Source organism: Hoeflea sp. 108 (assembly GCF_000372965.1).
Classification (GTDB): Bacteria; Pseudomonadota; Alphaproteobacteria; order Rhizobiales; family Rhizobiaceae; genus Aminobacter.
Genome location: NZ_KB890025.1, coordinates 235,562 through 257,438 on the forward strand (window position 1 = coordinate 235,562; position 21,877 = coordinate 257,438).

A 21,877-nucleotide genomic window follows, 5' to 3' on the forward strand; every position below is an offset into this window, starting at 1 on the left:
GCGCTCCGCAATCAAGCCGCGTGATGTTGAATTGATCGTGCGAAGGACATCGGAATGAACCTCTACACTCTCCTTGCCGCGCGTGCTGGCCGTGGCCGTCCTGTCCGCGTCGGATTGATCGGCGCCGGAAAGTTCGGCTCCATGGTGCTTGCCCAGGCGCAGCGCATTGCCGGCTACCACATGGTTGCCGTGACCGATCTCAACGTTGCCAAGGCGCGGGAGTCGATGCAGCGTGTCGGTTGGCCCGAAGAGCGCTATCAGGCCAGGAGCGCCGGCGAAGCGGTCAAGGCCGGCACGACCTTCGTCACCGACGACGTTGCGGCGATGCTTGCCTGCGACGAGATCGAATGCGTCATCGAGGCCACGGGCCATCCGATCGCCGGCACTCGCCATGCCCTGGCGGCGATCGAAGCGGGCAAGCATGTCATCATGGTCAATGTCGAAGCTGATGTCATGGTTGGCCCGATCCTCGCCGAAAGGGCCCGCCAGAAGGGTGTCATCTATTCGATGGCCTATGGCGACCAGCCGGCACTGATCTGCGAACTGGTCGACTGGGCCAGGGCGACAGGCTTCGAAGTGACGTCAGCCGGCAAGGGCATGAACTTCGAGCCGCGTTACCGCTACTCGACGCCTGATACCGTCTGGAGTTTCTTCGGCTGGACCGAGGAAGAAGTCGCCAAGGGTGATTTCAACCCGAAAATGTACAATTCCTTCACCGACGGCACCAAGGCCGCGATCGAGATGGCGGCAGTTGCCAACGGCACCGGCCTGGACTGCCCGGATGACGGTCTTGCATTCCCGCCCGCCGGCCTGCACGACCTCGCCAAGGTATTCCGCCCCGCGGCCGATGGCGGCCGGATGGCGCGGTCGGGCCTGGTGGACATCGCCGCCAGTCAGGAACCTGATGGCCGCGAGGTGTTCAACAACATCCGCTATGGCGTGTTCGTGACCTTCAAGGCGCATAATGAATATTCCCGCGCCTGCTTCAAGCAATATGGCCTGCTGACCGATCCGTCTGGCTGGTACGCCTCGATGTGGCGGCCCTTCCACATCATCGGTCTCGAGACGTCGGTCAGCGTGCTTTCGGCCGTCCTGCGGAACGAACCGACCGGTTGTTCGCGGGAATTCCGTGGCGATGCGGTCGCAACGGCCAAGAAGGACATGCAGCCGGGCGAAATGCTCGATGGCGAAGGCGGTTACGCCGTCTGGGCGAATGCGATCCCGGCTTCGCGCAGCCTCGATCTCGCCGCGCTGCCGATCGGCCTGGCGCACAACGTCAAGCTGAAGCGGCCGGTCAAGAAGGACCAGATCGTCAGCTTCGACGACGTCGAACTGGTGAATGACCTTGATGTGGTCAAGGTACGCCGCGACATGGAGCAGCAGTTCCGTTCCGCGGCAAGCGCTGCCGCCTGAGATCGACCGGTGGGAGGAGCGATCATGGGCGCGCAAGACAATAGACGACATTTCGTCGTGATCCCGGAATTCCGGGTGGGACCAGACGTCATGGCGGCTTTCCTGCACGCCGCCATGGACGACGCGCGACACTCGGCGGCCGACGAGCCGGGATGCCGGCAGTTTGACGTCGTGCGTCCGGAAGAAAAGGACAATTTGGTTCTTTTCTACGAGGTCTATGACGACCGGGAGGCGTTCGAAGCGCATATGCAGACACCGCATCTCAAGCGGTTCCAGGCTGCAATGAAATCGCTCGGTGTCGAGGAAACCCAGGTCCGCTTCGCGGCGAGGGAGCCCCTCTAGGAAAGACGACATCCTGGCGTTGGGAGGCGCTGGCATGAGCAATCATTCTCGACGCATCGGTTTCGTGGGTACGGGCATCATGGGCGGCCATATGGCTCGCCGGCTGGCCGAAGCCGGGTTCCCCGTCATGGCCTGGAACCGCAGTTCGGCCAAATCCGAAGCTCTTGGTGCCTACGGCGTCTCACAGGCCTCCCAGGCGGCACAGGTCGGGTGCGACGTCGACATCGTCATCTGCATGCTGAGTTCCGGCCCTGTCTGCGATGAGGTCCTGTTTGGCACTGGCGGCGTCGCTGCAGCCATGGCGCCGGGCTCCATTCTGGTGGTGATGAGCTCCATTCCCGTCGATACTGCCCGAAACCAGGCAGTGCGGGCGGGGCAGAAAGGCATTCGCTACGTGGATGCTCCCGTGTCCGGCGGCGAAGCGGGCGCCCGGGACGGCACGCTTGCCATCATGGCCGGTGGCGACGAAGACTTGGTTGGCGAATTGGCGCCCATTCTGACGCTTCTCGGTCGCGTCACCCATGTCGGGCCGGTCGGATCGGGCTCGCTGGCCAAACTTGCCAACCAACTCATCGTGGCAAGCAACATATGCGCGGTCGCCGAGGCCTTGCTTCTGGCCGAAAGGGGTGGCGCCAGCCCGGCAAGAGTGCGAGAGGCCCTTTCGGGCGGATTCGCCGACTCGACGGTGTTTCGCCAGCACGGCCGACGGATGATCGAAAGCGATTTCGCACCGGGCGGCCCGGCGAAATACCAGATCAAGGACACCGGCACGGCCCTGGAGCTTGCCGGATCTCTTGGACTGCACCTTCCGGTGGCGACCGAGGTCGACCGCATTTTCCGCGGTCTTGTCGAACATGGCGGCGGCGATCTCGATCACAGCGCTGCCATACTGGAATTGAGGCGCCTGAATTCGGGCGTGCAATGAAACAGATCTGACAACGATCAAGGGAGGAGAACCTATGAAAATGAAACTGATCGGCTCGCTCGTGGGCGCGCTGCTTCTGTCGGTCGGCGCCAGCCAGGCGGAGTCGCTTACGCTATCGACGCCCGACGCCGACACCTCGGAAATCACGCTCGCTGCCAAGCATTTCGCCGAACTGGTCAAGCAGAAGACCAATGGCGATCTCGAAATCCGCGTCTTCCCGAACGGCACGCTCTATGGCGGCGATCCTTCGGCAGGCGTCAAGCAACTCGCCGGCGGCTCGCTCGACATGCTTTTGAACGCGACGTCGCTCTACGCCACTTTCAATCCGAAGTTCACCGCGATCGCGGTGCCTTACCTGTTCAACGACGTGACGCAGCTCAGGAGTTTTCTCGATGGAGAACCCGGTGAGGAACTGACCGCCGAGCTCGACAAGATCGGTATCAAGGGGCTCGACCTCTGGTCGCGGCCGCTCAGGCAGATCACGAATTCGAAGCTGCCGATCACCAAGCCGGAAGACCTCAAGGGCATGAAGCTGCGGGTGCCGAACAATCCGCTCTGGGTCGAATTCTTTGGCGCGATGGGCGCTGCGCCGACGCCGATGGCCTTCGCCGAGGTTTACAATGCCCTCCAGCTCAAGGTCGTCGATGGACAGGAAAACCCTGTTAACGTGCCTGTCAGCGCAAAGCTCTACGAGGTGCAGAAATACCTCACCATCAGCAATCACATTGCCGATGCCTGGGTGGTGGGCGTCAACCCCGCGCGCTTTGCAGCGCTGTCGGATGCGCACAAGAAGGCGCTGCAGGACGCGGCCCTGGAAACCGAGGCCTGGAAGGCTGAGAACGACGCTGCCGACATCGCAAAATCGATTGCGACGCTGAAGGAAAAGGGCGTGGAGGTCAACGAGTTGACGCCGGAGCAGCGCGAGGCCTTCATTGCCGTCTCGCGAAAGCTTTCCCCGACCTTTGCGGGCCTCGTCAAGGACCAGGCATTCTTCGACCGTACCGTTGCCTTCGTCGGCAAGAACTGACCGATCGAACCAGCGCAGTGACCTTTCTCGGGGGCGGCCGCGTGTCGTTCCCGAATGGCGCTGCGGATGTTCCCGGACCATTTCGCAAGGACCGTTCAGATGAACTCCAAGGATCCACTGTTCGGCCGTGCCGTCAGGCTGGTAGCTGACGTCGCCGCCGGTGCCGCATGTGGCGGCATCCTGATCGTTGTGCTCATGCAGGTGACTGGCCGCCTGCTGGGCCGGCCTCTCCCCTGGACCGAGGAGGCCGTCCGTTTCCTCTTCATCTGGATGGTCTTTCTCGGGCTCGCCGCCGGTTTCCGAACCGTGGAATCGGCCCGCGTCGTGGTCTTCATGTCCATGGCGCGCGGTCTGTTCCGCCATATCGCGGTGCCGATCTATGTCGGCTCGTCGGTGGCGTTCTTCCTCATTACAGGATGGACCGGCATTACGCTCGTGCGCCAGCAGATCATGATGAACGAGGTGGCCGCCACCTTGCCGATACCGATGTGGGTTATCGGGCTGGTGATGCCGGTGTCTTCGGTCGTCGCCATCCTGGCAATAATCGAGTCGCTCAGAAGCCGTCGCGATCTGATTGCCTTGCCGGAGCCGGGGCTTCCTCCGGGCGAGATCGCGCATGCCGACATCAACATGACCACGGGTGCAAGATCATGAGCATGAGCCTCTTTCTGCTGATCATTTTCTTCGTCATGAGCATGTTCGGAGTGCCGCTCGCCATTGCTCTGGGCCTGGCCGGCGTGGTTACGCTGCTGCTTTTCACGCCGATGCCGTTCGACCTTCTGACGCAGACGATGTTCTCGTCGATGAACTCGTTCCTGCTCGTTGCCGTTCCGCTGTTCATCCTGGTCGGAGCCGTGATGGAGCGCGGCAGGGTTGCCGAGCGCATCTTCGACTTTGCCGAGGCGATGGTCGGCTGGCTACCGGGTGGTCTTGGCCACGTCAACGTCATCTCGTCGGTCATATTTTCCGGCGTGTCCGGTTCGTCCGTAGCCGATATCGCCTCGGTTGGGGCAATCGAGATCAAGGCCATGGAGCGCCATGGCTTCCCCAAGGGTTATGCGGTCGGCATGACGCTGTGCACGGCGACGCTGTCGTCGATCATTCCGCCATCGATCCTCGTCGTCATCGCCGGTTCTATCGCCAATGTGTCGATCGGCACCCTGTTGGTTGCAGGTCTGGTGCCCGGCCTGTTCATCGCCTTTGCATTCATGATCTTCAACCACTTCTATTCGGTCTATTACGGCTACAACCCACCTTCGCCATTCGTGTTTCGTAATGTCGTCGTCACCGGTCTTCGAGCCATCCTTCCGATGCTGACCCCAATCATACTGGTGGCTGGCATTGCCAGCGGCGCATTCACGCCGACCGAAGCTGCGGCGGTTGCGGTGGTCTATGTGCTGGTGTTAGCGATGCTGGTCTACCGCACCATTCCGTTGTCGGAACTCCCTGAAATCCTGATCTCGACCGCGCGCATCTCGGGAACGATATTGTTCATCGCGGCCACCTCGCAGCTTGCGGCATGGATATTCGCCTATGAGGGCCTGCCGGACAAAGTGGCCATCCTGCTCGATGCCATGAGCGTCGGGCCTGTCTCCGGCATGCTCGTGATTTTCGCCTTCCTGCTGATCATCGGCATCTTCATGGAGGCGATCCCGGCGATGTTCATCCTGATCCCAGTGCTGATGCCGCCTGTCATGTCGCTCGGCATCGATCCGATCCACTTCCTGGTGGTCACCGTCATGACGCTGACGCTCGGCCTCGTAACACCGCCGGTGGGCGTTTGCCTGTTTGCGGCAGCACAAGTTGCCAATATGCGTGTCGAAGACGTGATCCGCGGCTCACTTGCGCCGATGACGGTGCTCACGGTGGCGATATTCCTGCTCGTCCTCTTCCCGGTGTTGACGCTCGGGCCGATACGCCTGCTGGGGCTTTATCCATGACATCGCGCATCTCCGTGCCAGCAGGCTCCCGCGAACGGGACGCAGGACCAAAATACCTTGTCGTCATGGGCATTGCCGGAACGGGCAAGACGGAGATCGGACGACGGCTCGCAGAAGCGCTCGGAAGCGCTTTTGTCGAGGCCGACCAGTTCCACAGCCAGGAAAACGTGGAGCGGATGCGACGCGGCATCGGCCTGACCGATGCCGATCGGTGGCCCTGGCTTGCCGCTGTCTGCGATGCAGCCTCCGCCGAGACGTCGCAGCCGGTGGTGATTGCCTGCTCCACGCTCAAGCGAAGCTACAGGGACTTTCTGCGGCAGAGACTGGGGGATGTGCAGCTGCTGTTCCTGCACGGGGCGAGGGAACTTATCAAATCAAGGCTGCTGGCCCGCAAGGACCACTTTGCCTCGGCCTCCTTGCTCGAAAGCCAGCTCAACACCCTGGAACCTCCAGATGCAGGCGAGAGCGCCATCTGGCTCGATGTTGCAGCAACCCCTGATACAATCGTCGCCGAGGCAATGCTGGCACTCGCCTCACGTGGCGCCGACAGGGCGAGATAGAGAACGAACTCAGGTACTGAGCTTGTGCTCGCCTGATCAGGTGCGAAGGCACTCCCTGGTTCGATTGCATCGTCGGTGAGGCCGACCGTTTTTCTCTTTTTGGCCTCATCAGCTCCCTGAATGTATGGGACGCCTGCAACACTTGGGCTTGGCGATGCTGCACAACTGCCGTATGGGAGGGGGTGTTTCACCGCCCGTCGGGCCGACAGCTGTCGTTACCAAAGCAGATAATGCGCAAGAGCAAGGTACATCAAACGCGAGCGACCGGCTTTCTGCCGGCCATTCTGCTGTTTTGTGTCGCCTCGATCGCAGTCCTGTGCGGCCCCCCGGCCAATGGGACGCCCTGGACGCAATCGCAGTCCAGCGCTGCCATGGACAGCGTCGACATTCTCGACCGCCACAACGCCCCCGATTTCCCAAGGCGTCTTTTCGTCGTCGTGGACCAGAGATCGGTCAAGGCGCTGGCGGCGCATGACGACGACAAGTCCAAGGGTGCATTGGTCCCCACCGATGTCGGGCTCGCCGCACCCTATGTCGCGGCGCGGTCCCCTGCCATCCATCTCCGGATGGTCAGCCCCGAAGCGCCGCATGGCTACAAGACCCGCGCGCCTCCCCGCATCGCCTGATCTTTCCTGACTGCTGCGGTTCTTCGCAGCCTCGACATTTAGGCTTACGCCTGAGCGCAGGACGCCCAGGCTCGCCATCACAGGATCAGAATTATGCGAACTTCCCGATGGGTGTTGGTGACTTACACCATCATCATTCTGGCCGGCATCATTGCCGCGCTGCCCAATATCCTCACGCAACAGCAACTTGCGGCACTGCCCGGCTGGTTCCCCAAGAAGCAGATCACGCTTGGCCTCGACCTCCAGGGCGGATCGCATCTTGTCCTTGAAGTGGATGCGAAGACGCTGAAGGCAGACCGCCTTCGCTCGCTGCTGGACGACGTGCGCGGCGCCCTGCGCAAGGAGCGTATCAACGCATCGTCGGCGCGGCTCGCAGGCGATGCCATTGTCGTCACCATTGCCGACGATGCGCAGCGCGCGACGGCGCTCACCACGCTACAGGCGCTGGCTGTTCCCGTCAGCGGCCTCGGCCTTGGCGGTGGCGTGCCTGACATCGCGGTCAGCCAGGCCGACAACCAGATCAAGGTCGGTCTTACCGAGGCCGGGTTGCGCGACAAGCTTGACGCGGCACTCCAGCAGAGCCTCGAGATCGTGCGCCAGCGCGTCGACCAGGTCGGCGTCGCCGAGCCGACGATCCAGCGCGTCGGCAGCGACCGCATGCTGGTGCAGCTTCCCGGGCTCCAGGATCCGACGAGGCTGCGCGCATTGCTTGGCAGCACGGCCAAGATGACCTTCCACATGGTGGCCAACGTTGCCAGCGGCGAGCCGCTTCCACGTGGCGTGACCATGATGCCCGATGCCAAGTCGGGCGCGCAGTATCCTGTCGAAGACCGCGTTGCGCTGGATGGCGCACGCCTCACCGATGCCCGCGCCAACTTCGACCAGCGCACCCAGGAGCCATTGGTTTCCTTCCGTTTCGACAGCGTTGGCGCGCGCCAGTTCGCCGAGATCACCGCTGCCAATGTCGGCAAGCCCTTCGCCATCGTGCTCGACGGCAAGGTGCTGTCGGCGCCCGTCATTCGCGAGCCCATCACCGGCGGCTCGGGCCAGATCAGCGGCAATTTCAGCGTCGAAGAGACGGTGACGCTTTCGGCGCTGCTGCGCGCTGGTGCGCTGCCGGCGCCGCTGACCGTTATCGAAGAACGCACTGTCGGTCCTGACCTTGGCGGCGACGTCATCAAGATGGGCATCTACACCGGCATCGCCGGTTTCGTGGCCGTTGTGCTGTTCATGGTGGCGCTCTACGGCAGCTGGGGCATGATCGCCAATTTCACGCTGTTGCTGCACCTGATCCTGACCTTCGGCGTGCTGACGCTGATCGGCGGCACGCTGACTTTGCCCGGCATCGCCGGCATCATCCTTGGCATTGGCTTCGGCGTCGACGCCAACATCCTGATCAACGAACGCATAAGGGAAGAGTCGAAGAAGGGGTTGAGCGCTTTCGCGGCCTTGGACAATGGCTTCAAGCGCGCATATTCGACCATTGTCGACGCCAACGTGACGTCGCTTATTGCCACCGGCCTGCTGTTCATGTTCGGCTCGGGCCCGGTGCGCGGCTTTGCAATCACCATGTTCCTGGGCACCTGCCTGTCGATGTTCACCGCCGTTTCGGTGACGCGCATCCTGATGGCCGCCGTGGTGCGCCGCAAGCGCCTGAAGACGATCACGATCGAACCGCTGATCCGCTTCTTCCCGGAAAAGACCTCGGTCTCGTTCATGAAGGCGCGCTATCTCGGCATCGGCATGTCGATCTTCCTGTCGCTCGCTTCGATCGGCCTCTTCTTCAAGCCGGGCCTCAACTACGGCATCGACTTCAAGGGTGGCATCCAGGTCGAGATTGCGACGTCTACCCCGGCCGACCTGTCACAGCTGCGCAGCACGCTGGGCAGCTTGAACATCGGCGAGGTGGCGCTGCAGCAGATCGGCAGCGACGGCAACGTGCTCATCCGCGTCCAGCGCCAGGACGGCGGCGAAACGGCACAGACCGCTGCCGTTGACGCCATCAAGGCTGCCGTGCAGAAGCTCGACCCAAGCGTGAAGTTCGAACGCACCGAAGTGGTGGGTCCGAAGGTCAGCGGTGAGTTGGCGCAATCCGGCATCATGGCGGTGGTGTTGGCCGCCCTCGCCATGCTGATCTACATCTGGTGGCGTTTCGAATGGAACTTCGCCATCGGAGCCATCGCCACGCTTGTGCTGGATACCACCAAGATGGTGGGCTTCTTCGCGCTGTTCGGGCTGGACTTCAACCTGACGGCGATCGCGGCCCTTTTGACCATCATCGGTTACTCGGTGAACGACAAGGTCGTGGTCTATGATCGCATGCGCGAAAACCTGCGCCTGTACAAGAAGATGCCGCTGCGCGAACTCATCGACATGAGCATCAACCAGGTGTTCGCACGCTGTATCTACACCTCGGTAGCGATCCTGCTCTCGATGCTGCCGATGGCCATCTGGGGCGGCAGTGCCGTCGAGAACTTCGCCGTGCCCATGGTGTTCGGCGTGTTCATCGCGACGACCTCGTCGATCTTCATCGCAGCACCGATCCTGCTCTTGCTGGGCGACTGGTGGCAGCATCGCAAGGTCGAGCAGGCAGAAGGCGCCACGGCGAGTCTCGCCAAGGGCTGAAAACCGAACCGGGCAGCCCTTGTGGCTGCCCGTTTCTTCATTGCAGGGCCATGAACGATCATGCTGCCCGGTCTTTTTCGTCGCGATCGAGCATGGCGACGATGACCGGCCTTAGCCGAGGTCTCCCGCTTACCGGTAGCAATGGGCATACATTGTGCATATATATGGATGCGCAATGTTGGAGCCCTGCGACGTCATGACTGCAACGGCATGGTTGCCGACGATATCGAAAGCGGCGGGGCCGCTTTACCTGGCCATCGCCGACGCGCTGTCGGCCGACATCGCTTCAGGCAGGCTGGAGAACGGCTTCCGGCTGCCGCCACAGCGGACATTGGCCGACCAGCTCGGCATCGACTTCACCACGGTGAGCCGCGCCTATGCCGAGGCCCGCAAGCGCGGCCTGATCGAAGGCCGCGTCGGTCAGGGCACCTATGTGCGGGCGCGTCGTCCCGCCGGGCCCGCACCTGTCGTGACCGGCATCATCGATATGAGCATGAACTTGCCGCCTCGTTTCGACGACGCCGAGCTTGCCGCGCGCATGTGGGATGCAATGTCGGGGCTGGAGACGGCTGCCGGGCTCGACCTCATGATGCGCTACCAGGAGGCGGGCGGCACGTCCCGCGACAAGGCCTCGGGTGCCGCCTGGCTTGCGCCGCGCCTGGGCGAAATTGGCCCCGGCCGGCTGCTGCTGACGCCCGGCGCACAAGGCGCGCTGCTGGCGCTTGTCGGTGCTCTTGCCGCACCGGGCGAGACGATTTGCGCCGAGGCGCTGACCTATCCGGGGTTCTTGGCCGTAGCCGAACATTTCAGGTTGCGGGTCGCCGGCGTTGCCATGGATGCCCAGGGGCTCATTCCCGAAGCCTTCGAGGAAGTCTGCCGCACGCAGTCGCCCAAGGCACTCTACACGACGCCGACGCTGCACAACCCGACCACCGCAACGCTGCCGCTGGAACGCCGGGAGCGCATCGCCGGCATTGCGCGGCGCTACAATGTTCTGATCGTCGAGGACGACGCCTATGGCGCTATACCTGTGAAACCGGTGCCGCCCTTTGCGGCGATCGCGCCAGACGTCACCTATCACATATCAGGCCTCGCCAAATGCGTGTCGCCGGCGCTCAGGGTCGCCTATCTGGTGGTGCCGCAGGAGCGCGGTGTCGGTCATCTTGCGGGGGCTATCAGGGCGACTGCCGGCATGGCCTCGCCGCTGACGGCGGCGATCGCCACACGCTGGATCGAAGGAGGTGTCGCGCAAGCGGTGCTGGAGGCCATCCGCACCGAGGCCCGTCAGCGCCAGGCCATCGTCGCCCAGACCTTGCCAAGTGAGCTGGTGCAGGCCGATCCCGAAGGCTTCCACGCCTGGCTGAAGCTGCCTGGTCACTGGCACCGCAGCGACTTTGCCGCGCGCCTGCGCTCGGCAGGCATCGGCGTCGTCACCAGCGATGCGTTTGCGGTCGGAGGCGTGGCTACGGAGGCGGTCAGGCTCGGGCTGGGCGCGGCGCCCGATCAGGCCTCGCTCGCGGCAGGTCTCCGGACCGTGGCCGAGCTGCTTGCCGAACAGTCGGCGATGTCGACGATGGTGGTTTGAGCGCCTAGGCTGGTTCGGCAGCTGACGGCATTGCTGCCGGAAATGGTCCGGCAAACGGTTCGATCCGGTTCATGCCGAGCATTTCATTGAGTGGCTTCTCATCGCTGACGCGCCGGAACATGCCCGGTGACATCCAGCGTGCATGGCCATCCAGATTGGGCGCGCCGCGGCCCGACCCGACATCGTCGATCCACAAAGTTCGCGTCTCCAGCGAAATGCGGGTCAGGCCGGTCGAATTGGGTACGCCGGCATGCGCATGGGCGCTCGAGAAGGCGATGACCTCGCCAGGGGCGATGACGACGGGAAATGCCTCGGCCTCGAGCTGCTCGGTCAAATGCGGGATCGCAGCGTCGGCGTCGTTGGCGTTGCGTCCGCCGGCCTTGGATCGCTCGATGACAGCCATCAGGTCGAATGTCGCGCTGGTGTTGGCAACCGGCCGGTCCCACAGCGATGGATACATGGCGAAGGTGCGGTCGGCGTCGATATCGTAGATCGGTGCCCACCAGTTGGTCTGGGCATAGAGATTCGAACCCCAGGTGTCGCGATGAAAGGCGATGGTCGCCGTCGTGCGGGCTCGAGGAACTGCCGCACCGCGATCCTGGTGCGGCTGGAAACGGAGGTAGAGGCTGTCGCGGGCAAGCTCGTGGGCGTCGAGGCCGGCGGCTTCGAACATGTCCCGCCACAGCCGCTTGACCTCCGGCGCCCTGGCGAAGTCGCGCTGACGCCGGGCGAAGCTCTCGGTCTGTTCGTGATGCGAGAGGTGGCGATGGATCTCGATGGGAACATACGGCGCGAACGCATCTTCGAGGAAGGCGCGGGCAAAAGTCACCAGCTCCCGCATCGGCGTCAGGCCGGCAAGGCGCAGGATCTCCCCGGCATAGATGCGGTCGTGGAAGTCGCGCGGGGCGAGCGGCCCCTCGATCCCGGTGTACATCGTGGCGTGTCTCAGACAGTCAGGCCGGCAAGGCCCATCAGGAAGCGGAACAGATAGGCGACCAGCCCGAGAGACAGCACGCTCACGGTCCAGATCAGCACCAGCCAGCCGATGCGCTTGGCCCAGCTGTCAGGTGCCTGCGAGGGTGCCCCCATCAGTGATAGCCCTCGCCGGCTTTCACTTTGCCGCGGAATACATAATAGGACCAGGCGGTGTAGCCGAGGATGAAGGGGATGATGAACAGCGCGCCGACGAGCGCAAAGCCCATGCTCTGCGGCGGGGCGGCCGCCTCGCGGATGGTGATGTCAGGCGGGATGATATTGGGCCACAGGCTGATGCCGAGGCCGCTGTAGCCCAGGAACAGCAGGAACAACACCAGGATGAATGGGCCGGCATGCGGAACACCCTGCAGGCTGCGCAGGATCAGCCAGCCGCAGACCAGAACGAGCACCGGTACCGGCGAGAAGAAGACGATGTTGGGGAAGCTGAACCAGCGCGCGGCGATGTCGGGGTGGGCAAATGGCGTCCACAGGCTGACAATGCCGATAACGGCGAGCAGCGTCAGCGTCACGGGCCGCGCCAGCGCCACCATGCGATCGTAGAGCGCACCCTCGGTCTTGATGATCAGCCAGGTGGAGCCGAGCAGGGCGTAGGCGACGATCAGGCCGAGCCCGGTGAACAGGGAGAAGGGCGTGATCCAATCGAGCGGCCCGCCTGAAAAGGCGCCGTTCTCGACCTTGAAGCCATCGAGGAAGGCGCCCAGCGACACGCCCTGGAAGAAGGTTGCGACATAGGAGCCGCCGGCGAAGGCGCGGTCCCAGAAAGCCTTGTGGTGCTCGTCGGCCTTGAAACGGAACTCGAAGGCGACGCCACGCCAGATCAGCCCGAGCAGCATCAGCACCAATGGCAGGTAGAGCGCACTGAGGATGACGGCATAGGCCAGCGGAAAGGCGGCCATGAGGGCGGCACCGCCCAGCACCAGCCAGGTCTCGTTGCCGTCCCACACCGGCGCCACCGTGTTGACCATGGTGTCGCGGTCCTCTCGTTCGCGGACGAAGGGAAACAGGATGCCGATGCCGAGATCGAAGCCATCCATGATGACATACATCATCAGGCCGAAGGCAATGATGACAGCCCAGACTACGGGAAGATCGATGCCCATCGGTTCAGCCCTTCCTGTCCTGGTGTGCGGAGGCGAACATGTCCATCTGGTCGTGCGCCGCCGACAGCGGGCGCGAAGGCCGGCCGCCTTCGTCGTCAGGTTCGTGCTCGGATTCAGCCGGGCCCTTGCCGACCAGCTTCAGCATGTAGCTGGTGCCGATGCCGAAGACGATGAAATAGACGACGATGAACACCACCAGCGTGACGCTCATGGCCAGCGCCGAGTGGTTGGACACCGCGTCCTTGGTACGCATCACGCCATAGACGATCCATGGCTGGCGGCCGATTTCGGTGGTGTACCAGCCGGCGAGGATGGCGATCAGACCCGCCGGCCCCATCCATGTGGCGAAGCGCAGGAACAGCCGCGTCTCGAACAGCCGGCCGCGCCAGCGCAGCCATACGCCCCAGAGGCCGAGCAGCAGCATCAGCATGCCAAGGCCGACCATGATGCGGAAGCTCCAGAACACCACAGTCGAGTTCGGGCGGTCCTCTTTGGCGTATTCCTTCAGGCCGGGGAACTGGCCGCTCCAGGTGTGGGTCAGGATCAGGCTGCCGAGGTGCGGCACCTTGATCGCGTAGAGCGTCTCTTCCTTCTCCATGTCCGGTATGCCGAACAGGGTCAGCGGCACGGCCTCGCCTGGCTTGTTCTCCCAGTGGCCTTCGAGAGCGGCGATCTTGGCGGGCTGGTGCTTGAGGGTGTTCAGCCCGTGCAGGTCGCCGGCGATGATTTGGATCGGCGCCGTGAACAGCAGCATCCACATGGCCATCGACAGCATGGTGCGGACGCGGGCGTTGTCGTTGCCGCGCAGCAGATGCCATGCGCCTGCGGCGCCGACGAACAGCGCGGTCGACAGGAAGGCGGCGATCGTCATGTGGGCGAGGCGATAGGGGAAGGACGGGTTGAAGATAACCTTGAACCAGTCCACCGGCACAACGACGTTGTTGACGATCTCGAAGCCCTGCGGGGTCTGCATCCAGCTATTGGAGGCAAGGATCCAGGTGGCCGAGATCAGTGTGCCGATGGCCACCATGATGGTGGAGAAGAAGTGCAGACCGGGGCCGACGCGGTTCCAGCCGAACAGCATGACGCCGAGAAAGCCCGCCTCGAGGAAGAAGGCGGTGAGCACTTCATAGGCCAGCAGCGGTCCGGTGATCGAACCGGCGAAGGAAGAGAAATAACTCCAGTTGGTGCCGAACTGGTAGGCCATGACCAAGCCGGAGACGACGCCCATGGCGAAGTTGACGGCGAAGATCTTGGACCAGAAATGGTAGAGGTCGCGATAGACCGTGTCGCGCTTCCACAGCCACAGTCCTTCCAGTACGGCCAGGTAGCTGGCCAGGCCGATGGTGATGGCCGGGAAGATGATGTGGAAGGATATTGTGAAGCCGAACTGTATACGGGCCAGTTCCAGGGCTGTCAGGCCGAACATCAAGGACCTCTCTGCAAGCACGGCCGCCTTGGGCTGCCGTTGAACGATGCCGAAAGCCTGTCGGCCTCCAACGAATATTAACCAGCCTCCCGATTGCCGCCATCCTGATCCCATTGCGGCGGAAAGTCGACGCGGACATTTTGCCCCACGGAATGGGGTGCGGCCCTTCGTCTCTGCATACAATGCCAAGACAAAACAAATATTGTATGTAACGTATGCGAATTATATGCAAATCGATATTGCATGCAAGGGCATTGCGCCCTATGTATCGGTCATGGATGGCGGGCCGGCATGTGGCGCCGCCCGTATTCGCGATCCGCCATGATGGAGGCGAGCATGTCTGAGAGCAGATATAAGGCCGAGGGTTTCACGCCCACCGACAATCCGATGAAGACCGGCATTCAGGGCCTTTGCCCGCGCTGCCAGATGGGGCACCTGTTCTCGGGGTTCCTGAAACTCGCGCCGCGTTGCGAGGTTTGCGGCCTCGATTATTCCTTCGCCGATCCGGCCGATGGCCCGGCCTTCTTCGCCATGACCATCGCCGCTGTGCCCGCGCTCGCCTTCGGCGTCTGGTTCCAGATGGCCTTCGGCCTGCCGCTGTGGGTGCATATCTTCATCACCCTGCCGCTGACGGTCCTATCATGCATGGCGCTGCTGCGCCCGCTCAAGGGCTGGCTGGTCTGCTCGCAATATTTCCACAAGGCCGAGGAAGGCTCGATCGACTTCGACTGGCACGCCAAGGCCAAGATCGCCGCCGACAAGGGCGGACATAAGCCGGCCGTCTGATCAGCGCGGCCTGACGAATGCCTCGACCAAGGCTGAGACAGCTGCAATGTAGTCGTCGATGCCGGTGCCGCGCCGGCGGTACTTGGCGCGCTTGACGTACCAGTCCTGCAGGAGCGGCTTGATCAGCGAGGCCGTCAGCTCGATGTCGGTGACCGCAAAGGTGCCGCGCTCGACCCCGCGCCGCAGCACGGCTGCGAAAATCTCCTCGGTCGCGGCCTCGCTGTCGATGGCCATGCGGCGCTCGGCTGCGGGAAAGGATTTTGCTTCCATATAGGCGAAGACGAACCACGGCTGCATCGCCTCGGTGAGGCGGATATGCGCCTCTATCAGCCATTTCAGGTGGGACCCGGGGTCTTCGGCGATCTCGTCGGAGGCCGCTGTCAGCACCTCGTTTACGGTGGTCGAGACCTCGCCCAGGATCATCGATAGCAGCGTCGTCTTGTTGTCGAAATAGGAATAGAGCCCACCCATGCTGAGGCCTGAGGCCTGGGCCAGGTCGCGCAGGCTGGTGGCGTGGAAGCCCTGCCTGTTCGACAGCTTCAGTGTCGCCTCGATGATGCGGACAAGATTGGCGACCGCGACATGCGGCTTCTGCACGCGCACCGAATCGCGGTGGCGCTCGAGGATGCGCGCGCACAGCGCTTCCGTTGAAAAGGCGCTCGACCATTGCCTGTGCATGGCGAAGTTCACATGATCTCCGTTCGATCGAGTTGGCGGGGCCTGTCCGCCCAAGGCCGGAATAGCAGCAATCGGCCTGTTGCAAAAGGGGTTGAAGGCGAATAAGAAAAACGAGCGCTCGCTTGTTTTTTGAGGTGAAACCTGATGCTGTTCGACGATCTCAGGGGCAAGAGGGCCCTCATAACGGGGGCTTCCGGCGGGCTTGGGCTGCACTTCGCCGAGCTGCTTTCGCGCCATGGCGTTGCCGTCACGCTGGCGGCCCGGCGCAAGGAGACGCTTGACGAGGCCTGTGCCGCGATCAAGGCGGCCGGCGGCGCCGCCCGTGCCATCCAGATGGATGTCGCCGATGGCGCATCGGTGGCTGCGGCGCTGGCTGATGCGGGACCAAGTTTCGACATTCTTATCAACAATGCCGGCATTTCTGGTGCCGGGCGCGCGCTCGACCTCGACGAGGCCGAATGGGACCGCGTGCTCGACACCAATCTGAAGGGCGTGTTCGTCGTGGCCCAGGCCGTGGCGCGCAGCATGAAAGCCGCGGGACATGGCGGCGCCATCGTCAACATCGCTTCGATCCTCGGCCACCGCGTCGCCGGCAATCTCAGTGCCTATGCCGCCTCGAAGGCCGGCGTGCTGCAGCTGACCAAGGCGCTGGCGCTCGAATGGGCGCGCAACGGCATCCGCGTCAACGCGCTCTGCCCGGGCTACATCGAGACAGACATCAACCGCGCGTTCTTTTCCTCCGAGGCCGGCCAGCAGCTCGTCAAGCGCATTCCCCAGCGCCGGCTGGGCAGGCCCGAGGAACTCGACGGTGCCCTGCTTCTGCTGGCTTCCGCCGCCGGCAGCTACATCACCGGCTCGTCGATCGAGGTCGATGGCGGCCATCTCGTTTCTTCGCTGTGAGGCCCGTCATGAATTTCGATATCCCAGCCCGCGTCGAAGATTACCGCGTCCGTATCGCCGATTTCGTCGACAGCGAGATCCTGCCGCTGGAGGCCGACAAGGCGTCCTATGACGTTCATGGCAACATCGCTTTGCCGCTGCTCGAGACATTGCGCGCCAAGGCGCGGGCGCAAGGCCTGTGGTGTCTGCAGCTCAAGCCGGAAACCGGCGGCGCCGGCCTCGGCAAGATGGGCATGGCCGTCTGCTACGAGGAGATGAATCGCTCGATCTTCGGCCCGGTGGTGTTCAATTCTGCCGCGCCCGACGACGGCAACATGATGGTGCTGGAAGCGCTGGGCACGCCCGGGCAGAAGGAAAGATGGCTGAAGCCGATCGTCGAGGGCAAGGTGCGTTCGGCTTTCGCCATGACCGAGCCGCATCCCGGCGGCGGATCCGACCCGTCGATGATCGCCACCCGGGCCGAGAAACGTGGCGACAGATATGTGGTCAGCGGCCGCAAGTGGTTCATAACAGGAGCGGAGGACGCCAGCCACTTCATCCTGATCGCCCGCACCTCCGATGACCCCAAGCACGGGCTGTCGGCGCTGCTGTTCCACAAGGATCAGCCCGGCTGGTCGATCAAGCGTCGTATCGAGATCATGGGGCCGGAGGAGCATGGCGGTCATTGCGAGCTCGAATTCGACGGGCTGGAAATCCCGGCCGAAAACCTTCTGGCCGGCGAGGGCAGGGGCATGAAGGTGACGCAGGTGCGGCTTGCGCCGGCGCGTCTCACGCACTGCATGCGGTGGCTCGGGCTGTCCAAGCGCTGCGTCGAGATCGCCAGGGCCTATGCCGCCGAGCGCTACGGCTTCGGCGTCCGGCTCGCCGACCGCGAGAGCATCCAGCTCAAGCTCGGCGAGCTCGCGATGCGCATCGAGATCGGCCGCATGCTGGTGATGAAGGCAGCGTGGGAGCTCGACCGCGGCGGCTTCGCCCGCAAGGAGGTGTCGATGGCCAAGGTTCAGGTCGCCAACGTGCTGCATGACGCCGCCGATGTGGCAATTCAGATCAATGGTGCGCGCGGCTATTCCAAGGACACGGTGCTCGAATGGATCTACCGTTACGCCCGCCAGGCACGGCTGGTCGATGGCGCCGATGAAGTGCACAAGATGGTGCTGAACCGCCTGCTCAACGACGAAGGTTCGAACTTCTGGCGCTGGAACGTCGAAGGCGAGGCGTAAGGAGACGATGGGAGGGGCAGAGGCTAGGCAGGCAATGAAGGTCGATTTCGATCCGGCGGCGCTGGAGGCATTCCTCGGCGAGCGCTTCGGCAAGGGTGACATGCGGCTCGACCGGATCGGCGGAGGCCAGTCCAACCCGACCTATTTCGTCGATTTCGGCGGCCGCCGCATGGTGTTGCGCAAGAAGCCGTCGGGGCCGATCCTGCGCGGGGCGCATGCCATCGACCGCGAGTACCGCGTGCTGGCGGCGCTCGCACCGACCGACGTGCCGGTGCCGCGGCCGGTGCTTTTTCACGACGTCGATGAACCCTTGGGCACGCCCTTCTATCTGATGGAGCGCCTCGAAGGCCGGGTCTTCCATGATTGCTCCTTGCCAGGACTTTCACGCGACGAACGGCGCGGCATCTATCTCGGCATGGCCGAGGCGATGGCCAGGCTGCACGCCGTGCGTCCCGACGAGATCGGTCTCGGCGACTATGGCAAGCCGGGCAATTATTTCGAGCGCCAGATCGGCCGCTGGACCCGGCAGCTCGCGGAATCCCCAGGCGAAAGAATCCCGGTGCTGGAAGCGGCGGCCGACTGGCTGCCGCAACACCTGCCGGCCGACGATGGCCGCGTTTCCATCGCCCATGGCGATTTCCGTCTTGGCAACCTGCTGTTCCATCCTGACAAGCCCGAGGTCATCGGCATCCTTGACTGGGAGCTTTCGACGCTTGGCCATCCGCTTGCCGATCTCGGCTTCTGTTCTATGACCTGGCACTCGGCGCCTGACGAATATGGCGGTATTCTCGGCCTCGACCGGGAGGCGCTGGGCATTCCGAGCCAGCGTGAATTCCTCGACCATTACTTCGCTCATGCCGTGCCCACAGCTCCGCTCGAGCGCTTCCACCTAGTCTTTTCGCTGTTCCGTTTCGCGGTGATCTTCGTCGGCATCGCCGACCGGGTACGCGCCGGCAATGCGGCCGCTGCCGATGCCGCTGACGTTGCGCCGCTCGCTGGCCGCTTTGCCACGCGCGCCATGGAAATCATCGACGGCGCGCGACCCTGGTAAGCCTGGTGTTCGATAGCTGGATGCAAAAAAGCCCGCGGAGATGCGGGCTTTTTTGTTGTTTCAAGGCGGCCCAGCTACTGCAGCAACATGCCGGCCGGGTCGAAACCGGGCTTGGTCCGTTTGACGATGTCGGCGGTGATGCGGGCAGAGCCGGCCGACATGGTCCAGCCCATATGGCCGTGGCCGACATTGAAGACCATGTTGGAGAAGCGGCCGCCGCGGCCGAAGATCGGCGTACCCTCGGGCGTCATCGGGCGCAGGCCGGCCCAATATTGCGGCTTGGCGAAGTCGGCGCCGTTGGGGAACAGGTCGCGGATCGCCGACAGCATGTGCCGGAAATCCTCTGGCTTATGCGACTTGTCGAAGCCGGCAAATTCGGCCGTCGCCGTGACACGCAGCCGGTCGCCGAAGCGGGCATAAGCGACAAGGTTGTCTTCGTCGACGCCGCCGACCGTTGGCGCAAGGTTGCTGTCGTCGAATGGCATGGTCACCGAATAGCCTTTGATCGGATAGATCGGCAGCGACACGCCGAGCCGCCGGGCGAAGTCAGGGGCGAACACGCCGAGGCACAGCACGAATTCGTCGGCCTCGACCGATCCCTTCGAGGTAGTGACGCGGGCGATGCGGTCGCCGACGTTTTCGAAACCCTTGACCTCGGTGTCGAACAGGAAATTCACGCCGAGATTCTCGTGGCAATGGCGGGCGAGGTTCTGGGTGAAGACACGCGCATCGCCGCTGCCGTCGGAGGGGCAGTATACGGCGCCGGCGAACTTGTCCTTGACCTTGGCAAGCGCGGGGTCGATGCGTGCCGCTTCGTCGGCGGAGATGGCGCGCAGATCGAGACCTTCCTCTATGAGGATGCGGGTGTTGGTCGAGCCACGGGCGAAGGATTCGGGCTTGCGGTAGAGATAGAGCAGCCCGCCCTCCAGTCCGTGATAGTCGATGCCGGTATCCGCGACGATGTCCATCAGCCGGTCCTGTGAATAGCGGCAGAGCCGGACCTTGCGCTTGGTGTTGGTGCGGGCCTTTTCGGCGGTGCAGTTCATCAGGAACTTCCACGACCACGACCACAGTCTAGGGTCCAGGCTCGGCTTGAAGCGCAACGCCTGGCTATCGTCGAACAGCGAGCGGAGCAGGATGCGAGGTGCCTTGGGCGACGACCAGGTATAGGCATGGCCCGGCGCAATCAGCCCTGCATTGGCGAAGCTGGTCTCGCCCGCCGCCTCCGGCAGTCGGTCGATGACAGTGACTTCGTGGCCGTCACGGGCAAGCTCATAGGCAGTCGTAACGCCGGCCACACCGGCGCCGAGCACGGCAACACGCATCCTGAATCTCCGTGATTGTACCGTTGCCGCTCAGAGTGCGGCGATCACGGCGATCTCGACCGTGAACTGCGGCGCGGCCAGCTTGGATTCGACGGTGGCGCGGGCAGGCGCGCAGTCCTTGGCCACCCAGGCGTCCCAGACGGTATTCATCTCGGCGAAGCCGGCAATATCGGAAAGCCATATGGAGGCGGACAACAGCTTGGTCTTGTCGGTACCGGCTTTGGCCAGAACTGCGTCGATGCGGTCGAGGATGTTCTTTGTCTGGGCTGTGACGCTCTCGCCGCCGGCATCGAGCGCGACCTGGCCCGCGACATAGACCGTGTTGCCGTGGACGACCGCCTGGCTCATGCGCGGGCCAACGTCAATTCGGGTGATGCTGCTCATTTGAAAACACTCCAGGTTTGGTTCTATTGCGTCGCTACTATATGTCGACACAAGTGTATCCACAAGAGGATTGTGGACTGCACTTCGCCGTGCCATTAGTTCGGCGACGCGAGAGCGAGAGCCGACTCGAACCAAAGACCGGGCGGCCGGAACGGAGCCAAGGGTGCAGAAGACAGCCAAGCCGAAAAAGCCGGGGCGTGCCGCCGACAGCGTCGAGAAGGTCTATGAGGCGGTGAAGGAGCTGGCCGTCGATTACCGCTTCAAGCCGGGCGAGCGCGTCAACGAGGTCGAGCTTGCGACAAGGCTGGGCGTATCGCGCACGCCGGTGCGCGAGGCGCTGAATCGGCTGGCGCGCGATGGCTTCATGAGCTTCGTGCCCAATCGCGGCTTTTATGCCCGCGACATTACGCCGGAAGGCGTGCAGGAACTCTATGAACTCAGGGCTGCCATCGAGCGCGCCGCTTTTCGCCTGGCCTGCCAGCGCGGTACCGATGTCGAAATCGCCGAGACCATCGCCATCTGGCAGAACAACAGCAATCTCGGCCCCACCACCAACTGGGCCATGGTGGCGGAGGCCGACGAGGCCTTCCACATCGCCATCGTCAAGCTGGCCAAGAACGAGCGTATGCTGGTGGCGCTGGATTCGGTCAATTCGCTGATCCGGTTCTTCCGGCGCATCGACCTTGAAAGCAACCGCCGCCGCGGTGGCACCTATGACGAGCATGCGGCAATCATCGATTGCCTCCGGCGGCGCGACGGCGACGCTGGTGGCGAACTCATGGAGCGCCATATCACGCTGAGCTCGGCCCATGCCGTAGAGGTGACCAAGGAAGGTCTGGCTCGGATCTTCTTCGGCAGACCCGACTAGCCGCGCGCTGTGTTTTCCCCTGTTTAGAACGCAACGGCCGAGCGGCCGGCGTTGCAACGCGGTTCCGCCTGTGCAGACGTAGCGGCTGCCGCGCCGC

22 protein-coding genes are annotated in these 21,877 nt (G+C 63.3%); 15 read left to right on the top strand and 7 right to left on the bottom strand.

The window, feature by feature from the left end:
• Nucleotides 1-54: 54 nt before the first annotated feature.
• The 10 genes from B015_RS0127055 (at nucleotide 55) to B015_RS0127100 (ending at nucleotide 11,043) form a co-directional block, all read left to right on the top strand.
• Entirely contained in the window at nucleotides 55-1,413 is a 1,359-nt protein-coding gene (locus tag B015_RS0127055; RefSeq protein WP_018430896.1) for a Gfo/Idh/MocA family oxidoreductase, read from the top strand.
• 24 nt (nucleotides 1,414-1,437) lie between these two features.
• Nucleotides 1,438-1,755 (top strand): putative quinol monooxygenase, encoded by a 318-nt coding sequence (locus B015_RS0127060; RefSeq protein WP_026227785.1) that lies wholly within the window; start codon nucleotides 1,438-1,440, stop codon nucleotides 1,753-1,755.
• 34 nt (nucleotides 1,756-1,789) lie between these two features.
• A complete protein-coding gene (locus B015_RS0127065) occupies nucleotides 1,790-2,680 on the top strand; it encodes an NAD(P)-dependent oxidoreductase (RefSeq protein WP_018430898.1) in 891 nt (296 codons plus the stop codon).
• A gap of 34 nt (nucleotides 2,681-2,714) precedes the next feature.
• The gene (locus tag B015_RS0127070) at nucleotides 2,715-3,707 is read left to right on the top strand and encodes a DctP family TRAP transporter solute-binding subunit (RefSeq protein ID WP_018430899.1); all 993 of its coding nucleotides are present in this window, start codon (nucleotides 2,715-2,717) and stop codon (nucleotides 3,705-3,707) included.
• Nucleotides 3,708-3,806: 99 nt separating this feature from the next.
• Nucleotides 3,807-4,361, top strand: coding sequence for a TRAP transporter small permease (locus B015_RS0127075; RefSeq protein WP_026227786.1), 555 nt, complete (start codon nucleotides 3,807-3,809; stop codon nucleotides 4,359-4,361).
• Between the two features lie 2 nt (nucleotides 4,362-4,363).
• Nucleotides 4,364-5,647 carry a TRAP transporter large permease gene (locus B015_RS0127080; protein WP_026227787.1) on the top strand — a complete coding sequence of 428 codons (1,284 nt, stop codon included), beginning with the start codon at nucleotides 4,364-4,366 and terminating at the stop codon, nucleotides 5,645-5,647.
• Entirely contained in the window at nucleotides 5,644-6,207 is a 564-nt protein-coding gene (locus B015_RS31685; protein ID WP_081623582.1) for a gluconokinase, read from the top strand. Before B015_RS0127080 ends, B015_RS31685 begins: the two co-directional genes overlap by 4 nt.
• 371 nt (nucleotides 6,208-6,578) lie before the next feature.
• A complete protein-coding gene (locus tag B015_RS31690; RefSeq protein WP_040457326.1) occupies nucleotides 6,579-6,833 on the top strand; it encodes a hypothetical protein in 255 nt (84 codons plus the stop codon).
• A 93-nt stretch (nucleotides 6,834-6,926) separates the two neighbouring features.
• Nucleotides 6,927-9,458 carry a protein translocase subunit SecD gene (secD, locus tag B015_RS0127095; RefSeq protein ID WP_026227788.1) on the top strand — a complete coding sequence of 844 codons (2,532 nt, stop codon included), beginning with the start codon at nucleotides 6,927-6,929 and terminating at the stop codon, nucleotides 9,456-9,458.
• A 196-nt stretch (nucleotides 9,459-9,654) separates the two neighbouring features.
• A complete protein-coding gene (locus B015_RS0127100) occupies nucleotides 9,655-11,043 on the top strand; it encodes a PLP-dependent aminotransferase family protein (RefSeq protein WP_157632932.1) in 1,389 nt (462 codons plus the stop codon).
• A gap of 4 nt (nucleotides 11,044-11,047) precedes the next feature.
• Here the strand turns inward: B015_RS0127100 and B015_RS0127105 are convergent, their stop codons facing one another.
• From B015_RS0127105 to B015_RS0127120, 4 genes are read right to left on the bottom strand one after another with little or no spacing between them, the layout of a single operon-like run.
• Nucleotides 11,048-11,977, bottom strand: coding sequence for a hypothetical protein (locus tag B015_RS0127105; protein ID WP_018430906.1), 930 nt, complete (start codon nucleotides 11,975-11,977; stop codon nucleotides 11,048-11,050).
• A gap of 11 nt (nucleotides 11,978-11,988) precedes the next feature.
• The gene (locus tag B015_RS32810) at nucleotides 11,989-12,132 is read right to left on the bottom strand and encodes a DUF2474 domain-containing protein (RefSeq protein ID WP_018430907.1); all 144 of its coding nucleotides are present in this window, start codon (nucleotides 12,130-12,132) and stop codon (nucleotides 11,989-11,991) included.
• Nucleotides 12,132-13,139, bottom strand: coding sequence for a cytochrome d ubiquinol oxidase subunit II (gene cydB, locus B015_RS0127115; protein WP_018430908.1), 1,008 nt, complete (start codon nucleotides 13,137-13,139; stop codon nucleotides 12,132-12,134). The genes B015_RS32810 and cydB overlap by 1 nt, the downstream gene beginning before the upstream one ends.
• A gap of 4 nt (nucleotides 13,140-13,143) precedes the next feature.
• Nucleotides 13,144-14,571, bottom strand: a complete 1,428-nt coding sequence (locus B015_RS0127120) for a cytochrome ubiquinol oxidase subunit I (protein ID WP_323848128.1) — start codon at nucleotides 14,569-14,571, stop codon at nucleotides 13,144-13,146.
• A 333-nt stretch (nucleotides 14,572-14,904) separates the two neighbouring features.
• On the opposite strand from B015_RS0127120, the gene B015_RS31695 reads away from it, so the two are divergent.
• Nucleotides 14,905-15,354, top strand: coding sequence for a DUF983 domain-containing protein (locus B015_RS31695; RefSeq protein WP_051092015.1), 450 nt, complete (start codon nucleotides 14,905-14,907; stop codon nucleotides 15,352-15,354).
• Here the strand turns inward: B015_RS31695 and B015_RS0127130 are convergent, their stop codons facing one another.
• Entirely contained in the window at nucleotides 15,355-16,044 is a 690-nt protein-coding gene (locus B015_RS0127130; protein ID WP_157632933.1) for a TetR/AcrR family transcriptional regulator, read from the bottom strand.
• Nucleotides 16,045-16,176: 132 nt separating this feature from the next.
• Here B015_RS0127130 and B015_RS0127135 point away from each other — a divergent pair, with 132 nt between their 5' ends.
• The 3 genes from B015_RS0127135 to B015_RS0127145 are packed head-to-tail and all read left to right on the top strand — an operon-like array spanning nucleotide 16,177 to nucleotide 19,203.
• A complete protein-coding gene (locus tag B015_RS0127135; RefSeq protein ID WP_018430912.1) occupies nucleotides 16,177-16,932 on the top strand; it encodes a glucose 1-dehydrogenase in 756 nt (251 codons plus the stop codon).
• An 8-nt stretch (nucleotides 16,933-16,940) separates the two neighbouring features.
• Complete coding sequence (locus tag B015_RS0127140) at nucleotides 16,941-18,152, top strand: acyl-CoA dehydrogenase family protein (RefSeq protein ID WP_018430913.1); 1,212 nt, start codon at nucleotides 16,941-16,943, stop codon at nucleotides 18,150-18,152.
• A 34-nt stretch (nucleotides 18,153-18,186) separates the two neighbouring features.
• On the top strand, nucleotides 18,187-19,203 hold the full coding sequence (locus tag B015_RS0127145; protein WP_018430914.1) for a phosphotransferase family protein: 1,017 nt from the start codon (nucleotides 18,187-18,189) through the stop codon (nucleotides 19,201-19,203).
• Nucleotides 19,204-19,277: 74 nt separating this feature from the next.
• Here B015_RS0127145 and B015_RS0127150 read toward each other — a convergent pair whose 3' ends face one another.
• Both B015_RS0127150 and B015_RS0127155 read right to left on the bottom strand, forming a co-directional pair.
• Nucleotides 19,278-20,528 (bottom strand): D-amino acid dehydrogenase, encoded by a 1,251-nt coding sequence (locus B015_RS0127150; protein WP_018430915.1) that lies wholly within the window; start codon nucleotides 20,526-20,528, stop codon nucleotides 19,278-19,280.
• A gap of 30 nt (nucleotides 20,529-20,558) precedes the next feature.
• Nucleotides 20,559-20,912 (bottom strand): RidA family protein, encoded by a 354-nt coding sequence (locus tag B015_RS0127155; protein ID WP_026227791.1) that lies wholly within the window; start codon nucleotides 20,910-20,912, stop codon nucleotides 20,559-20,561.
• A gap of 163 nt (nucleotides 20,913-21,075) precedes the next feature.
• Here B015_RS0127155 and B015_RS0127160 point away from each other — a divergent pair, with 163 nt between their 5' ends.
• Nucleotides 21,076-21,780 (top strand): GntR family transcriptional regulator, encoded by a 705-nt coding sequence (locus tag B015_RS0127160; RefSeq protein ID WP_018430917.1) that lies wholly within the window; start codon nucleotides 21,076-21,078, stop codon nucleotides 21,778-21,780.
• Nucleotides 21,781-21,877 lie beyond the last annotated feature (97 nt).

Coding starts and splice junctions, on each gene's coding strand:
- B015_RS0127055 (WP_018430896.1), top strand. CDS start 55: ATGAACCTCTACACTCTCCTTGCCGCGCGTGCTGGCCGTGGCCGTCCT.
- B015_RS0127060 (WP_026227785.1), top strand. CDS start 1,438: ATGGGCGCGCAAGACAATAGACGACATTTCGTCGTGATCCCGGAATTC.
- B015_RS0127065 (WP_018430898.1), top strand. CDS start 1,790: ATGAGCAATCATTCTCGACGCATCGGTTTCGTGGGTACGGGCATCATG.
- B015_RS0127070 (WP_018430899.1), top strand. CDS start 2,715: ATGAAAATGAAACTGATCGGCTCGCTCGTGGGCGCGCTGCTTCTGTCG.
- B015_RS0127075 (WP_026227786.1), top strand. CDS start 3,807: ATGAACTCCAAGGATCCACTGTTCGGCCGTGCCGTCAGGCTGGTAGCT.
- B015_RS0127080 (WP_026227787.1), top strand. CDS start 4,364: ATGAGCCTCTTTCTGCTGATCATTTTCTTCGTCATGAGCATGTTCGGA.
- B015_RS31685 (WP_081623582.1), top strand. CDS start 5,644: ATGACATCGCGCATCTCCGTGCCAGCAGGCTCCCGCGAACGGGACGCA.
- B015_RS31690 (WP_040457326.1), top strand. CDS start 6,579: ATGGACAGCGTCGACATTCTCGACCGCCACAACGCCCCCGATTTCCCA.
- secD (WP_026227788.1), top strand. CDS start 6,927: ATGCGAACTTCCCGATGGGTGTTGGTGACTTACACCATCATCATTCTG.
- B015_RS0127100 (WP_157632932.1), top strand. CDS start 9,655: ATGACTGCAACGGCATGGTTGCCGACGATATCGAAAGCGGCGGGGCCG.
- B015_RS0127105 (WP_018430906.1), bottom strand. CDS start 11,977: ATGTACACCGGGATCGAGGGGCCGCTCGCCCCGCGCGACTTCCACGAC.
- B015_RS32810 (WP_018430907.1), bottom strand. CDS start 12,132: ATGGGGGCACCCTCGCAGGCACCTGACAGCTGGGCCAAGCGCATCGGC.
- cydB (WP_018430908.1), bottom strand. CDS start 13,139: ATGGGCATCGATCTTCCCGTAGTCTGGGCTGTCATCATTGCCTTCGGC.
- B015_RS31695 (WP_051092015.1), top strand. CDS start 14,905: ATGTCTGAGAGCAGATATAAGGCCGAGGGTTTCACGCCCACCGACAAT.
- B015_RS0127135 (WP_018430912.1), top strand. CDS start 16,177: ATGCTGTTCGACGATCTCAGGGGCAAGAGGGCCCTCATAACGGGGGCT.
- B015_RS0127140 (WP_018430913.1), top strand. CDS start 16,941: ATGAATTTCGATATCCCAGCCCGCGTCGAAGATTACCGCGTCCGTATC.
- B015_RS0127145 (WP_018430914.1), top strand. CDS start 18,187: ATGAAGGTCGATTTCGATCCGGCGGCGCTGGAGGCATTCCTCGGCGAG.
- B015_RS0127150 (WP_018430915.1), bottom strand. CDS start 20,528: ATGCGTGTTGCCGTGCTCGGCGCCGGTGTGGCCGGCGTTACGACTGCC.
- B015_RS0127155 (WP_026227791.1), bottom strand. CDS start 20,912: ATGAGCAGCATCACCCGAATTGACGTTGGCCCGCGCATGAGCCAGGCG.